The sequence below is a fragment of the Blastococcus sp. CT_GayMR19 genome (assembly GCF_004570385.1).
GTDB lineage: Bacteria > Actinomycetota > Actinomycetes > Mycobacteriales > Geodermatophilaceae > Blastococcus_B.
The window spans coordinates 35966-49907 of the sequence record NZ_SPQL01000012.1 but is presented as its reverse complement, the minus strand read 5'-3'; the positions used below and the strand labels follow the sequence as shown (position 1 = coordinate 49907).

Annotated in this window: 14 protein-coding genes and 1 tRNA gene; 6 read left to right on the top strand and 9 right to left on the bottom strand. The window is 73.5% G+C overall.

What is annotated here, in order from left to right:
• Window positions 1–85 precede the first annotated feature (85 nt).
• Window positions 86–988: an alpha/beta hydrolase gene (locus E4P39_RS16440; protein WP_209306573.1), complete on the top strand. Its 903-nt coding sequence runs from the start codon at window positions 86–88 to the stop codon at window positions 986–988.
• Here the strand turns inward: E4P39_RS16440 and E4P39_RS16435 are convergent.
• The 4 genes from E4P39_RS16435 to E4P39_RS16420 all read right to left on the bottom strand — a co-directional run bounded on the left by E4P39_RS16435 (window position 924) and on the right by E4P39_RS16420 (window position 2527).
• A complete protein-coding gene (locus E4P39_RS16435; protein ID WP_135137651.1) occupies window positions 924–1295 on the bottom strand; it encodes a hypothetical protein in 372 nt (123 codons plus the stop codon). The two genes, E4P39_RS16440 and E4P39_RS16435, sit on opposite strands and share 65 nt — an antisense overlap.
• A gap of 41 nt (window positions 1296–1336) precedes the next feature.
• Window positions 1337–1747 carry a hypothetical protein gene (locus tag E4P39_RS16430; protein ID WP_135137650.1) on the bottom strand — a complete coding sequence of 137 codons (411 nt, stop codon included), beginning with the start codon at window positions 1745–1747 and terminating at the stop codon, window positions 1337–1339.
• Between the two features lie 59 nt (window positions 1748–1806).
• Window positions 1807–2376, bottom strand: a complete 570-nt coding sequence (locus E4P39_RS16425) for a DinB family protein (RefSeq protein ID WP_135137649.1) — start codon at window positions 2374–2376, stop codon at window positions 1807–1809.
• 75 nt (window positions 2377–2451) lie between these two features.
• Window positions 2452–2527 (bottom strand) — tRNA-Arg (locus E4P39_RS16420).
• A 148-nt stretch (window positions 2528–2675) separates the two neighbouring features.
• On the opposite strand from E4P39_RS16420, the gene E4P39_RS16415 reads away from it, so the two are divergent.
• From E4P39_RS16415 to E4P39_RS16400, 4 genes are all read left to right on the top strand, one after another.
• Window positions 2676–2996 (top strand): GNAT family N-acetyltransferase, encoded by a 321-nt coding sequence (locus E4P39_RS16415; protein ID WP_135137648.1) that lies wholly within the window; start codon window positions 2676–2678, stop codon window positions 2994–2996.
• Between the two features lie 71 nt (window positions 2997–3067).
• The gene (locus tag E4P39_RS16410; RefSeq protein WP_135137647.1) at window positions 3068–3877 is read left to right on the top strand and encodes a DNA-formamidopyrimidine glycosylase family protein; all 810 of its coding nucleotides are present in this window, start codon (window positions 3068–3070) and stop codon (window positions 3875–3877) included.
• A 63-nt stretch (window positions 3878–3940) separates the two neighbouring features.
• Window positions 3941–4753 (top strand): hypothetical protein, encoded by an 813-nt coding sequence (locus tag E4P39_RS16405; protein ID WP_135137646.1) that lies wholly within the window; start codon window positions 3941–3943, stop codon window positions 4751–4753.
• Window positions 4754–4805: 52 nt separating this feature from the next.
• Complete coding sequence (locus E4P39_RS16400; RefSeq protein WP_135137729.1) at window positions 4806–6215, top strand: FAD-dependent oxidoreductase; 1410 nt, start codon at window positions 4806–4808, stop codon at window positions 6213–6215.
• 39 nt (window positions 6216–6254) lie between these two features.
• Here E4P39_RS16400 and ppc read toward each other — a convergent pair whose 3' ends face one another.
• The 5 genes from ppc to E4P39_RS16375 all read right to left on the bottom strand — a co-directional run bounded on the left by ppc (window position 6255) and on the right by E4P39_RS16375 (window position 13351).
• Window positions 6255–9074, bottom strand: coding sequence for a phosphoenolpyruvate carboxylase (gene ppc / locus E4P39_RS16395; RefSeq protein ID WP_135137645.1), 2820 nt, complete (start codon window positions 9072–9074; stop codon window positions 6255–6257).
• A 57-nt stretch (window positions 9075–9131) separates the two neighbouring features.
• Window positions 9132–10049, bottom strand: coding sequence for a UDP-N-acetylglucosamine-peptide N-acetylglucosaminyltransferase (locus tag E4P39_RS16390; protein ID WP_245159891.1), 918 nt, complete (start codon window positions 10047–10049; stop codon window positions 9132–9134).
• 26 nt (window positions 10050–10075) lie between these two features.
• Complete coding sequence (locus tag E4P39_RS16385; RefSeq protein ID WP_135137644.1) at window positions 10076–11056, bottom strand: TIGR03557 family F420-dependent LLM class oxidoreductase; 981 nt, start codon at window positions 11054–11056, stop codon at window positions 10076–10078.
• Between the two features lie 128 nt (window positions 11057–11184).
• The gene (locus E4P39_RS16380) at window positions 11185–12369 is read right to left on the bottom strand and encodes an ABC transporter permease (RefSeq protein ID WP_245159890.1); all 1185 of its coding nucleotides are present in this window, start codon (window positions 12367–12369) and stop codon (window positions 11185–11187) included.
• 73 nt (window positions 12370–12442) lie between these two features.
• Window positions 12443–13351: an ATP-binding cassette domain-containing protein gene (locus tag E4P39_RS16375; RefSeq protein WP_135137643.1), complete on the bottom strand. Its 909-nt coding sequence runs from the start codon at window positions 13349–13351 to the stop codon at window positions 12443–12445.
• An 89-nt stretch (window positions 13352–13440) separates the two neighbouring features.
• Here E4P39_RS16375 and E4P39_RS16370 point away from each other — a divergent pair, with 89 nt between their 5' ends.
• Window positions 13441–13809, top strand: coding sequence for a uracil-DNA glycosylase family protein (locus E4P39_RS16370; protein ID WP_280790869.1), 369 nt, complete (start codon window positions 13441–13443; stop codon window positions 13807–13809).
• Window positions 13810–13942 lie beyond the last annotated feature (133 nt).

Below are 13942 nucleotides of genomic sequence, written 5' to 3'. Positions count from 1 at the left end.
CGTCCCCTCGCTCGAGCATGCCGGCGTACGGGGGCGTGGGGCACGTCACGGGGTCGCCCCCTACGGCCCGGGTACCCCCCTCAGCATGACCGCCCCGCTGTCCCTCACCCGATCCGGGAAGGGCGAACCCCTTCTCCTCCTGCACGGCTGGGGCAGTTCGCGCCGCGACTTCACCGCCGTCCTCCCCGCGCTGGCCGACCGCTTCGACGTCCTCAACGTCGACCTGCCCGGCGCGGGCCGCTCCCGGCACCTGGACGAGCGTCCGACGGTCGCCGCGATCACCGACGCCGTCGAGCGCACCCTGGACGCCGAAGGCGTCGGCCGCGTGCACGTGCTGGGCAACTCCCTCGGCGCCCGGGTCGCCCTCGAACTGGCCCGCCGGGGACGCGCCCGCTCGGTGGTGTCGATCGCCCCGTCCGGGCTGAACGTCCTGCCGGAGCGGGTGTACCAGGGCGCCGGCATGGCCGTGGCCCGGCTGGCCGGTCGAACGGCCGCCCCCGTGATCGGTCCGCTGTCGCGCTCCGCGCTGGGCCGCACGGCACTACTGCTCCCGCTGAAGACCCGGCCGTGGTCGACCAGCCGGGAGGAGGCCATCGGCGCCCGCGAGGGGTTCGCCGACTCCCGCGACTGGTGGCGGACCCTGCTCTGGGCGCTGCTGCTCGACGTGCCGCGGGGCCTGGGCCACATCGACTGCCCGGTGCTGCTCGTCCAGGGCACCGCGGACTGGATCGCGATGGGGCAGACGGTCCGGTACCTGCCGTTCGTGCCGCGGTCGCGGTTCCGTCCGTTGCTCGCGGCCGGTCACGCGCCGCAGTCGGACCGGCCCGAGACCATCGTGCGACTCGTGGAGCGGACGGCGGCCCAGGCGCGGGAGTCCGACAAGGCCGGAACCCTGCCGTCCGAGGCCGTTACCGACCTCCGCGCTACGCGGACTCCTCGGCGTTCAGGTACGCGCAACGGAAGCGCGCTCGCGACATCGCCTCGGTGAACAGCGCTTCCCAGGCCGGGTCCTGGGCCGGGAAGGTCTCCAGCACCCGCTCCTCCAGCACCGCCGGGCGGCCGTCGAGCCCGGTGTAGGTCCGGCGCAGCAGCACCCGCGTGAGCCCGTCGACCTCGTCGTGCCCGGGCACCCAGCGCGCCCGACCGATCGCCGCCGCCAGTTCCGCCCGGTCCCGCGAGGGCAGGCGACCGGGGCCCGGGCCGGCCCCGTGCCACGCCGTCAAGGCCGCCCACCCACCGAGGACGAGGAGCCCCAGGAGCAGCGCGACCAGCACGAGCTCAGCCACGACGATCATGTCCGGACGCTAGTTCCCCGCACCTCCAGGGCGAAGGCCGATCAGCGGCGCAGGGACCCCGCGTCGTCCAGCCGAGCGGTGCACGGGATGATCCGGTCGGCGTCGGGATCGGGCACCGGCAGCTCGGCGGCGCCACCGCTGAGCAGCGGCCGCGGGCGGCGCGGCTGCCGGCTGCCGGATCCCCCACCGCGGTGCGGATAGACGAGGACGCCGTTCACCGGGTCCGGGACCGCGTCGAGGGCGGCCAGGAGGACCGGCGCCTGCCGGAAGGCGTCGCGGCGACGCTCGTCGTCGAAGGTGAACTCCAGCACGACGCCCCAGCGGTGCGCGTGCTCGTCCCAGAAGACGGCACCGCCCGTCACCGCCGCCTCGATGAGCCGGTCGCGCCACGCGCCCGCCCATCCGGCGGCGGACGTCCCGCCGTCGAACACCTCGACCGTGATCCAGTGCACAGTGGCCCGAAAGCTACACCGGGAGCCGCTCCCCGAACAGGGTCGAAGGTCGGCTGGCCCTACCGGTCCGTCGGGGCGCGCCAGCCGGCCGGCGGGTCCTCACCGACCAGACCGTCCACGGCCTCGCGGAGCAGGTCGGCGTGCCCGGTGTGCCGCCCGTACTCCTCGATCAGGTCGCAGAGGAGCCGGCGCAGGCTGGGATGGCGGCCGTCGTCCGTCGAGAGGTGGACGAGCTGGTCGAGCCCACCGTCGGCGAGCGCCGCCCCGAGCCGGACGCGGGACCGTTCGACGGCGGCCTCCCAGATCGCGTACAGCTGCTCGGGGTCATCGTCGGCGGCGGAGACGAAGTCCCAGCTGGGGACGGCGTCCCAGTCCGCGCTCTCCCACGGTGGACCCGGCGACCTCCCGCGCAGCTTGACCGTGAAGGTGAAGTCCTCGACGAAGGCGAGGTGCTTGAGCAGGCCGGCGAGGGTCAGCGACGAGGCGCCGATGCGGGTGCGCAGCCCGGCCGCGTCGAGGCCGTCGGCCTTCCAGCGGAACGTCGTGCGCAGGCGGTCCAGCGCGCCCACGAGGTGGTCGGGCTCGGTGCCGGCGAGAGGCGGTTCCCACGGGACGTCGCTGTCGGTCATCGCGGCACCGTAGGTCGCCGCGGTCCCCGATCGGGGAACTCGTCCCACGATCGGGACCGGTGACCGCTCCCGTTCTGGTGCCCCCGGCAGGATTCGAACCTGCGGCACACGGTTTAGGAAACCGATGCTCTATCCCCTGAGCTACGGGGGCCCGCGAGGAAGGCTAACCGGTGCCCTCGGAACCTTCGGCACGCCCGACTCGTCGGTAGCGGATGAGCCGAGCAGACGATTCCGCGGGTTACCGTTGGGTACACGTCGAGCTCCGGCAACGGCGCCGGAGGACGGAAGGACGAGTGACCATGGACACGAAGGTGGTGGACGTCCCTGAGAAGGGACGCTTCGAAGTTCGGCTCGACGACCGGGTCGTCGGCCTGGCGAGTTACCACGTCGACGGCGGGACGATGACCCTCCCGCACACCGAGGTGGACCCCACGGTCGGCGGGCGCGGCATCGGGACGATCCTCGTGTCCGGCGTCCTGGACGCCGCCCGTGAACGGGGCCTGCACGTGCTCCCCTACTGCTCCTTCGTCCGGCACTACATCCAGCAGCATCCCGAGACGGCCGACCTCGTCGCCGCCGAGGACCGGGGCCGGTTCGGTCTGGAACCGGCGCCCCGCTGAGCCCGGGCCGGTGATGCCCGCCCTCCCACCCAGCGCCGCACGCGTCGGGCCGAGCTGCCTACGCTCCGCCGGTGCCTGAAGGACACACCCTCTACCGCCTGGCGCGGGAACAGTCGCAGCTGTTCGCCGGCCGGCCGGTCCACGTCTCCAGCCCGCAGGGCCGGTTCGAGGCCGGCGCAGCACTCCTCGACGGCCGGGTGCTCGACGAGGTGTTCTCCTACGGCAAGCACCTCTTCGCCGGTTTCGGCGGCGACACCCTGCACGTGCACCTGGGCCTGTACGGCAGCTACACCAGCGGCACCGGGCCGCCGCCGCCCGCTCGCGGCGCGCTGCGCATGCGCTGGGAGGGGCCCGGACCGGAAGGAATCGGCGTCTGGACCGACCTGCGCGGTCCGACCGCGTGCGAGGTGCTGCCCGCGCCGGAGGTCGACCGGATCCTCGCGCGGCTCGGCCCGGACCCCCTCCGGCCCCGTGCAGACGGCGTGGCGGCCCACCGTCGCATCGCCCGCAGCCGCACGGCCGTCGGCGCCCTGCTCATGGATCAGACCGTGCTCGCGGGCGTCGGCAACGTCTACCGCGCGGAGCTGCTGTTCCGGCACGGCGTCTCACCGTTCCGGCCCGGCCGCAGCGTCGATCCCGACCTCTGGTCGCGGATGTGGGCCGACCTGGTCGCGCTCATGCGGTCCGGCGTGCGGATGGGCCGCATCGTCACCACGCGATCGGAGGACCGGTCCCGCCGGCGCGGAGCGGTGCAGCGCGACGACGCCCACTACGTCTACCGCCGCACCGGCCTGCCCTGCCGGGTCTGCACCACGGAGGTCCGCACCGAGGTGATGGTCGGCCGCAACCTCTACTGGTGCCCGGTCTGCCAGGCCGCCTGAGCGCCTTGGCGTCGTCACTTCTGTCACACGCAGCCTCAGGTTCGGCGGGTACCTTCAGGCGCGATGAGGAAGCGGCTGCGCTCGGTCCTGCTCGTCGCCACCGCGGTGGCGACGGCGGTCCTTGCCGTCCCCGGGACGGCGTCCGCGGCGCCGACGACGGCGGGCTACGACGTCTCCTACCCCCAGTGCAAGGCCTCGCTCCCGAGCGACCGAGCGTTCGCCGTGGTGGGCGTCAACGGTGGCCTGTCCACCAAGGCCAACCCCTGCCTGAGCACGCAGCTGTCCTGGGCGTGGAAGTCCTCCGGAGCCGTGCGCGCCCAGCCGAAGGCCCAGCTCTACCTGAACACGGCCAACCCGGGCGAGGTGCGCGACCAGGTCGTCACCTGGCCGAAGGACGGCAGCACGCCGTACGGGACGTGCGACGGCAGCAACTCCGCGGCCTGCTCGTACGAGTACGGCTGGGAGCGAGCGAGCAACAGCGTGACCGCCTTCTTCGCACCCGCAGCGCAGGCCGCGCGGGTGGAGACCGACATCGACGACTACACGTGGTGGCTCGACGTCGAGACGATGAACACCTGGCAGTCCGGGTCGTCCGAGGCGAGGGCGCGCAACCGCGCGACGCTGGAGGGGATGACCGACTACCTCGCTTCGCGCGACGCGAGGGTCGGCCTCTACTCGACGGGCAAGCAGTGGGGCCAGATCGTCGGGACGGTCCCCGGCGACAGCTCCCTCGCGGGGCTGCCGAGCTGGCTCGCCGGGGCGACGTCGCTCAGCGGCGCCAAGGCGAACTGCTCGAAGGCCGCACTGGTGCCCGGCAGCAAGGTGACGCTGACCCAGTACGTGCAGAACGGCTGGGACCGCAACTACTCCTGCTGAGTTCCCCGTCCGACCGGGCCTGATCTGGTGCGCGGGCCCGGACCGGGTGAGGATGCTCGACGTGTCGGTCGACGGAGTGCCTGTCCCCCCGTCCGCCGACCGCCCGCTGCGGGTCGCCGTCGTCGGTGCCGGGCCGGCCGGGATCTACGCCGCCGAGGCGCTCACCCGTCAGGACGCCGTCCCGGTGGCCGTGGACCTCGTCGACCGGCTGCCGAGCCCGTTCGGGCTGGTGCGGTACGGCATCGCCCCGGACCACCCCAAGATGCGGGCCATCCGCGACACCCTGCACCGCACCCTCGACGACCCCCTCGTCCGCTTCGTGGGCAACGTGGAGATCGGGGCGGACATCACCCTCGACGAGCTGCGCCGGCACGTGGACGCCGTGATCTACACCTACGGCGCGGCCCTCGACCGGCACCTCGGCATCGAGGGCGAGGACCTGCCCGGGAGCCTGGCCGCGACCGAGTTCGTCGCCTGGTACACCGGCCATCCCGACGCCGACCGCGCCCGCGTCGAGGCGGCGCTGACCGGCGCGCGGTCGGTCGTGGTCGTCGGCGTCGGCAACGTGGCGCTCGACGTCGCGCGGGTCCTGGCCCGGACCGCCGACGAGCTCGAGACGACGGACATGCCGCAGCACGTCCTGGACGCGCTGGCCGCGACGCCGGTCGAGGAGATCACCGTGCTGGGCCGTCGAGGACCGGCGCAGGCGACGTTCACGACGCAGGAACTGAAGGAGCTCGGCGAGCTCGAGGCCGCCACGGTGCTGGTCGACCCCGCCGCCCTCGTGGTGGACGCCGAGACCGAGGCGAACGCCGACCGCAACGTCACCCGCAACCTCGCGGTGCTGCGCGGATGGGCCGACCACACCCCCGAGCCCGGCCGCACCCGGCTGACCCTGCGCTTCTGCGCGCGGCCGGTGCGCATCCTCGGCGAGGACCGGGTCAGCGGCGTGGAGATCGAGCGGACGGCGGTGGACGCCGACGGCCGGGCGGTGGGCACCGGCGAGCTCGAGGTGCTGGCGGCGGATCTCGTCGTCCGTTCGGTGGGGTACCGCGGCACCCCGCTGCCGGGCCTGCCGGTCGACGAGCGCTCGGGCACCGTTTCCCACGAGGCGGGGCGCGTGCTGCGCGACGGGTCTCACTCACGCGGCGAGTACGCGGCCGGGTGGATCAAGCGCGGCCCCAGCGGCGTCGTCGGCACGAACAAGCACGACGCCCGGGAGACCGTGGCGTCCCTGCTGGCCGACGTCGCCGAGGGCCGGCTGTGCACCGGCGGCCCGGTCGGCGACCTTGTGCAGGAGCTGCAGGACCGCGGCGCGGAGCCGGTGCTGCTCGACGACTGGCGGGCGATCGACGCCGCGGAGGTCGCCCTCGGGGCGACCCGCGGCCGGGCGCGGACGACCCTGCACGAGCGGGAGGCCCTGCTGGCCGCCGTGCGGGCGGCGGCCGCCCGCACCCGCTGAGCCGGCGTCGGGGACTCTCCGCGCGGAAAGTCCCCGAGGTCACCCGCTGTTGCGCAGGGCCGTCGCGATGCCGTTGATGGTCAGCTGGATGTTGCGGCGGGTCAGCTCGTCGTCGTCCCCGCCGCGACGGCGCCGGAGCATCTCGACCTGCAGGTGGTGCAGCGGCTCGAGGTAGGGGAAGCGGTTCCGGATCGACCGCTTCAGCGACGGGTTGTCCGCCAGCAGGTCGTCGTCGCCGGTGATGGCCAGCAGCATCCGGCAGGTGCGCTCGTGCTCCGCGGTGATCTGGTCGAACACCCGGGCGCGGAGCTCCTCGTCGGGCACCAGCTCGGCGTAGCGGGCGGCCAGGCCCAGGTCGGTCTTGGCCAGCACCATGCCCATGTTGGACAGCACGGTGCGGAAGAACGGCCAGTGGCGGTGCAGCTCCTGCAGCCGGCTCAGCTTCTCGTCGGAGCCGTCGCCTCCGTCCTCGTCGACCCAGGCCTCGAGCGCCGACCCGGTGCCGTACCAGCCGGGCAGCATGATGCGCGCCTGCGACCAGCTGAACACCCACGGGATGGCGCGCAGGTCGGCTATCGAGTTGCCGGCCTTGCGCGAAGGTGGCCGGCTGCCGATGTTCAGCTCGCCGAGCTCGCCGATCGGCGTCGCGGCGCGGAACCACTCGACGAAGCCCGGCGTCTCGTGCACCAGGGCGCGGTAGGCCTGCTGCGCCCGGGCGGCGAGCTCGTCGAGGAGTGCGTAGGCCGGTTCGGCGTCGTCCCCCAGCCCTTCGATGTCGAGCAGGCTGGACTCCAGCGTTGCCGCGACGAGCGCCTCCAGGTTGCGCCGGGCCCGGTCGGGATCGCCGTACTTGGCGGCGATCACCTCGCCCTGCTCGGTGATCCGCAGCGCCCCGGCGACGGCGCCCGGCGGCTGCGCCCGGATCGCCTCGTAGCTGGGCCCGCCGCCCCGGCCCACCGTGCCGCCGCGGCCGTGGAAGAGGCGCAGCCGGATGTTCTCGGTCCGCGCCACCTCGACCAGGTCCAGCTCGGCGCGATAGAGCGCCCAGTTGGCGGCCAGGTAGCCGCCGTCCTTGTTGCTGTCGGAGTAGCCGAGCATGACCTCCTGGACGTCGCCGCGGCCGGCGAGCATCGACCGGTACAGCGGCTGGTCCAGGACGGCGGTGAGCGTCCTCCCGGCGGCCTGCAGGTCGTCGATCGTCTCGAACAGCGGCGAGATGCCCACCGAGCAGGTCGGACCGCTCTCGGCGCCGGGGTCGAGCAGGCCGACCTCCTTGAGCAGGACGGCGACCTCCAGGACGTCGCTCACCGACTCGCACATGCTGATCACGTAGTTCGGGATGGTGCGCGGCCCGAGCAGTGCCACCTGGTCCGCCGCCGCGAGCAGGACGTCGAGCTCGCCCCGCGCGTCCTCCGACAGCTCGGCGTCCGGACGGACGAGCGGACGGCGCAACCTCAGCTCACCGGCGAGCAGCTCCACCCGGGCCGCCTCGTCCAGCCCGGTGTAGTCGTCGCACACGCCGGCCCAGGCCAGCAGCTCCCGCACCACCTGCTCGTGGACGGCGGCGTTCTGCCGCATGTCCAGCCCGCACAGGTGGAAGCCGAAGACCTCCACCGCCTCCCGCAGCCGGAGCAGACGGTCGTCGGCGAGCGCCGCCGCGCCGTGGCTGCGCAGTGAGGTGTCCACCACGTCGAGGTCGGCACGCAGCTGGTCGGGAGAGTCGTAGACCGGCAGCTCCGCGTGCGGCGCCGGCCCCGGGACGTGGCCGAGCACCCGCTTCGCGGTGGCGGCCAGCCGCGCCGAGATCCCGGTCAGGGCCCGGCGGTAGGGCTCGTCGGCGCGGAAGGCCAGGTCGTCCCGGGATGCCTCGGCCAGGGAGTACAGCTCCGGCGTCGGGGTGACCAGCCGATCGGACATCGACAGCTCGTCGCGGAGAGCCTCCAGCTCGGCCAGGTGGTGGCCGAGCGCCGTCTCGGCCTGGCGGGTGGTGGCCCGCCGCAGCGCGTCGGCGGTGACGAAGGGGTTGCCGTCCCGGTCGCCGCCGATCCAGGAGCCGGGCAGCAGCATGGGCCGGGGCAGCAGGCCGGCGTCGGGCCAGCGCTCGTTCAGCGCGCGGCGGAGCTCGGCGTTGAGGGCCGGGACGACGTCGAACAGCGACAGCTCGTAGTACCGCAGCGCCTCGTCGATCTCGTCGGTCAGCCGCAGCCGGGACAGCCGCAGCAGCGCGCTCTGCCAGAGGGTGAGCACCGAGCGCCACAGCTTGGCCGACCACTCGGCGTCGTCCCCCTCGCCCACCGCCGTCCGGTCGCGCTGACGGATGAGCTCCATGACCTGCCGCTGCACGTCGGAGATCGTCTTGCGCCGCACCTCGGTCGGGTGGGCCGTCACGACCGGGCACACGAGGGCCCCGGCGAGCTCGCGCGCGACGACGTCGGCCTTCAGATCGGCCTCGTCCAGCAGCTGGAAGGTGGCGGCCAGGCTGCCCTTCTGCGGGGGCGAGCCCTCCCGGCGGTGGAACCGGCGGCGCCGCTCGTGGTGGATGTCCTCGGCCAGGTTGGCCAGCAGCGAGAAGTGGCTGAAGGCGCGGATGACGTGGTTGGCCGACTTGATGTCGAGCCCGGCCAGCCGCTGGGCCAGCTCGACGCGGTCCACCTCCGAGCGGCGGATCTTGAAGGCCTCGACACGGGTGGACTCGACCAGGTCCAGGACGTCGGAGCCGGCCTGCTCCCCGATCACCTCACCCAGGACACGGCCCAGCAGGCGGATGTCGTCGCGCAGCGGTGCGTCGTCGGCGCGGACGGCGGCGCCAGGCGAGTCTGACGAGCGGAGGTCGGCGACGTCGACGGTGGCTTCGGACACGTGCGCAGTATCCGACTCCCGTGTGACGGGCTGATGTCGGGTCGGCGCGGGCCGGGTTCAGCCGTGCTCGAGCTCCCGCAGCGCGTCGGCGGCGAGCCGGTCGCCGGCCGCGGCGCCGAGGCGGAACTGCTCGAGCGCGCCCTCGAGGTCGCCGCGCTCGGCCAGCAGGTAGGCGAGGTTGTGGTGACAGTGCACCTCACCGGCCGCGATGCCGCCGCGGTAGGCCTCCTCAGCGGCCTCCTCGTCGCACATCTCGTCGGCGTAGAAGTTGCCCAGGGGCAGCCAGGCGACGGCCTCGCCGAGCTTGGCGCCCCGCTCCAGCACCGCCCGGGCCTCGGCCGGCCGGTCGGTCTCCCGCAGCAGGTCCGCGAGGTCGGCCCGCGCCGGCGGGTAGTGGTCCGCGGCGGCCCGCAGGTCGGCCTCGAGCGTCGTGTCCAGCGTCGCGCACCAGCGCCAGCAGGCGAGGACGGCGGCGCTCTCGACGTGGCCACCGGCGGCCATCTGCTCGGCGACCTCCATCGCCTCCAGCCGCTCCCCCTGCTCGCGCAGGAGGAACGCCAGCTGCAGCCCGCCGGCCAGGTCTCCCGATCGGGCGGCTCCGCGGTAGGCGCGCATCGCCCCGGCCAGGTCACCGAGCTCCTCGAGGAGCCCGCCCAGGCAGCGCCAAGCGTCGGTTACGCCGCCGTCGACGGCGGCCTCGTAGGCGGCCACCGCCTCGACGTCCCGCTGCTGCGCCCGCAGTGCGATCGCGAGATTGAAGGAGCCCAGGCTGTCGCCCAGGTCCGCGGCCCGGCGGAAGCACCGTTCGGCGTCCTGCTGCCGGTCGATCGCAGCCAGGTCGCAGCCGAGGTTGACGAGCGCATCGGTGTCGACGGAGGCAGAGAGCCGCCGCAGACGCGCATCGAAGTCCTCGGTCATGACGCTGATGATCACGGCCTGGAGCCCCCAGGACGACGGGTTGGCGGGTGACCTCACCCCATCGTGGCCTGCATGTCCCCCGATCAGCCGCCGAACGCGTCCCGCCAGGCCGGCATCAGGGTCTTCCGGGCCCACTCGATGTAGGGAACCTGCTGGTCGCCGCCGATCTGCACCAGGGCGAGGTGGGTGAAGCCGGCGTCGGCGTACTCCTTGGCCGCCTCGAGGACGGCGTCGACGTCGTCGCCGCAGGGGATGCTGCCGGCGACGTCCTCCTCGCGGACGAACTGACTGGCGGCGTCGAAGGCCGGCGGGCCGGGCAGCTCGGCGTTGACCTTCCAGCCCAGACCGAACCAGCGGAACAGGGTGTGCGCCCGGGTGACGGCGGCGTCCTGGTCGGTGTCGAAGCTGATGGGCATCTGCCCGATCCGCGGCTTGCCGGCGCCGCCGGCGGCGTCGAACCACTGGCCGAGCTCGGGCTTCGGCTCGACGCCGATCATCACGTCGCCCAGTTCGCCGGCGATCTCGCAGGACTGCTTGCCGGAGACGGCGACGCCGATCGGCACCCGCTTCTCGGGAAGGTCCCAGAGCCTGGCCGACTCGACGTCGAAGTGCTCGCCGCGGTAGTTGGTGTAGCCCTCCCCGTCGAAGAGCTCGCGGATGATGTGCAGCGCCTCGACCAGCATCTCCTGCCGGACGTCGGCCGGCGGCCAGCCCGCGCCCACGACGTGCTCGTTGAGGTTCTCCCCCGAGCCGAGGCCGAGGGTGAACCGGCCGTCGGAGAGCAGCTGGAGGGTCGCGGCCTTCTGGGCCACGACCGCCGGGTGGTACCGGAAGCTCGGGCAGGTCACGTAGGTGGTGAGCGGGATGCGGCTCGTGGCCTGAGCGGCGGCGCCGAGGACGGTCCAGGCGTGCGGCGAGTGGCCCATCTCGTCCAGCCAGGGGAAGAAGTGGTCGCTGCAGACGGCGAAGTCGAAGCCCGCGTCCTCCGCGCCCACCACGTGCGCGACCAGATCCTTCGGTCCGGCCTGCTCGGTCATCATCGTGTAGCCCAGCTGCATGCCCATGCGGCCCGGCTACCCGCGCCCCGTTGCGCGCAACCGGCCAACCCGGGCCGACGGGAGCCGCCGTGCAACCGCCGGAGCCGCCCTGCGGGGCGGCTCTCGCAGTGACGCGTCGGCTCCGTGCGGTGCGGTCAGACGCGCTCGGCCCGCAGCGCCTCGCGCATCTTGATCCGGCCGCCGGTCCGCAGCAGCGCCCCGGCGTAGATCCGCCCACCGACCCGCACGATCCCCGTGATGGCGACCAGCATCAGGACGACGGCGAGCGCGATCTCCCAGACCGCCACGTCGCCCGCCGCCTGCCGCACCGGCATCACGAGCGGCGACAGGCCCGGCACGTAGGACGTGATCGCCGCGAGGGCGCCGTCGGGGTCCGCCGACGCTTGGATCCCGACGAGAAAGGCGACCACGAGGACCAGCGTCGTCGGCATGACGACGGCGGCGAGGTCCTCCTGGCGGCTGACCAGGGACGCCGCCACGGCGAAGATGGCCGCGTAGAAGGCGTAACCCAGCACGAACCAGAGGACGACCGAGACGGCGGTGCCGATCAGTTCGCCCGGGATGTCGACCAGGTCGAAGGCGAGCGCACCCGCCACCCCCACGACCGCGATGACCACGATCTGGGCCAGCCCGAGCAGCCCGAGCCCGACGATCTTCCCGGCCAGGAGCTGCCACGGCCGCATCGTGGCCAGCAGCAGCTCGACGACCCGGCTCGACTTCTCCTCCACCACGCCCTGGGCGACGAACTGACCGAAGAGGATCAGCAGCCCGTAGAGGACGCCGACGCCGATGATCGCGACGACCACCCGCTGCTGGTCCTGCTCCGCGCCCGGGTCGAGCGCGCGGACCGACACCTTCGGGACGTCGAGGGCACCCACCCCGGCCGCCGAGAGCTGCTCGGCGATCGACAGCTGCGCCACCGCTCCCTGGACGACCGCCTGCAGCGCCCCGCCCGCCGACTGCTGGACCAGCAGCTCCGGATCGCCCTCGGCCACGAGGACGCCGTCGACCTCCTCCGCCTCGACCGCCGCCCGGCCCGCGGCCTCGTCGTCGAACTCCACGACCTCGACGTCGACCTCGAGCGCCTGACCCTGCGCCTCCAGGGCCGGCCCCAGTTGCCCCACGTCGCCGACGACCCCGATCCGGGTCTCCTCGCCGCCGGAGCTGAACGCCACCTGCAGGCCCAGGGTGCCGATCAGCAGCACGAGGATCACCGCAGAGCTGATGAGGAAGTTCTTGTCGCGGACGCGCGCGGAGATCTCGCGGGCGGCGACCAGCCGGATCATCGACGTGGAGCTCAGGCTGCGCGGCTCGCTCACTGCGCCTCCTCGCTGGCGCTCGTCGGCCACGCTCGCGCCGCTGCTCTGCCCATTGGTGAGCTCGCGAACTCGCTCACGCAGCCACCTCCTGCGGTGCGGCCACGGCCTCGCGGAAGAGCTCGACGAGGCTGGGCTGCTGCCAGGCGAAGTGGGTGACCCGGCCGGTGCCCACGGCCGCGGCGAGCACGGCCTGGTCGTCGGCGTCGGCCGCGAGCTCCAGCAGCGTGTCGCCGGCCCGCTCGGAGACGATGCGGACGCCGGGCAGACCGGCCGCCCAGTGCGCGGCCGCGTCGGGCACGACGACCCGCAGCAGCCGGCCGGTCTCGCGGCGCCGCAGCTCCTCCACCGTCCCGGTGGCGACGATGCGGCCGCGCGCGAGGATCCCGACGGAGTCGCAGAGCCGCTCGACCAGGTCGAGCTGGTGGCTGGAGAAGACGACGGGCACGCCCCGCCGGCACTGGTCGAGGAGCGCCTCGGCGAGCGAGTCGACGCCGACGGGATCCAGCCCGGAGAACGGCTCGTCGAGGATGAGCACCTCGGGCCGGCTGACCAGGGCCGCGGCCAGCTGCACGCGCTGCTGGTTGCCCAGCGAGAGCTTCTCCACCGGGTCGCCCCGCCGCTCACCGAGCCCGAGACGCTCGACCCAAACCGATGCGGCCCGCGTTGCCGCGGCGGCGTCCAGCCCGTGCAACCGCGCGAAGTAGGCGACCTGCTCGCCGACCTTCATCTTCGGATAGAGGCCGCGCTCCTCCGGCATGTAGCCGACCCGGCGGCGGGCGTCCAGGTCCAGCGGGGAGCCCTGCCAGCGCACCTCGCCGGCGTCGGGCCGCACCAGCCCCATCGCGATGCGCATCGTCGTCGTCTTGCCGGCCCCGTTGGAGCCGCAGAACCCGAACATCGTCCCGGGCGCGACCGCGAAGCCCACTCCCTCGAGCACCCGGTTGCTCCCGAAGCTCTTGTGCAGCCCGTCGAACTCGAGCACGCGTCCCCTCCCAGGTGGTTGCTTCCTGCATCGACCGTATCGGTCGACCCCGCTCGCGCCCCGCCCTTTCCTGCGGTGTCATCGACGGCATGAGCGAGGAGAACGGTCTGGCCCAGCCCCCCGAGGGCGTCGGGCTGGACGGACTGCGCGCCGCGGCGGCGCGCTGCCGCGCGTGCGAGCTGTGGCAGCCGGCGACGCAGACCGTCTTCGGGGAGGGACCGGTCAGCGCGCGGATCGTCTTCGTCGGTGAGCAGCCCGGCGACCAGGAGGACCGGAAGGGCGAGCCGTTCGTGGGCCCTGCCGGGAAGCTCCTCGACCGGGCGCTCGGGGACGCCGGCATCGACCGCGACGACGCCTACGTCACGAACGCGGTCAAGCACTTCCACGCTCGGGACATACGAAAGGTGAAGCACCCGGTCCTCCTGCAGATCCTGGCGCCAACGAGCTCTCTTGATTGAGGGACTGCCAATGGCGCGCCGCTCGGCTCAGAACCGGACCAGGACCCCAGCGCCTCGCCGGAGCTCATCGCGCGCCGCCATCGCGGTCTTTCCTTCGCGATTCGCCCGATGAGTTCGACACCACACCGGCGGG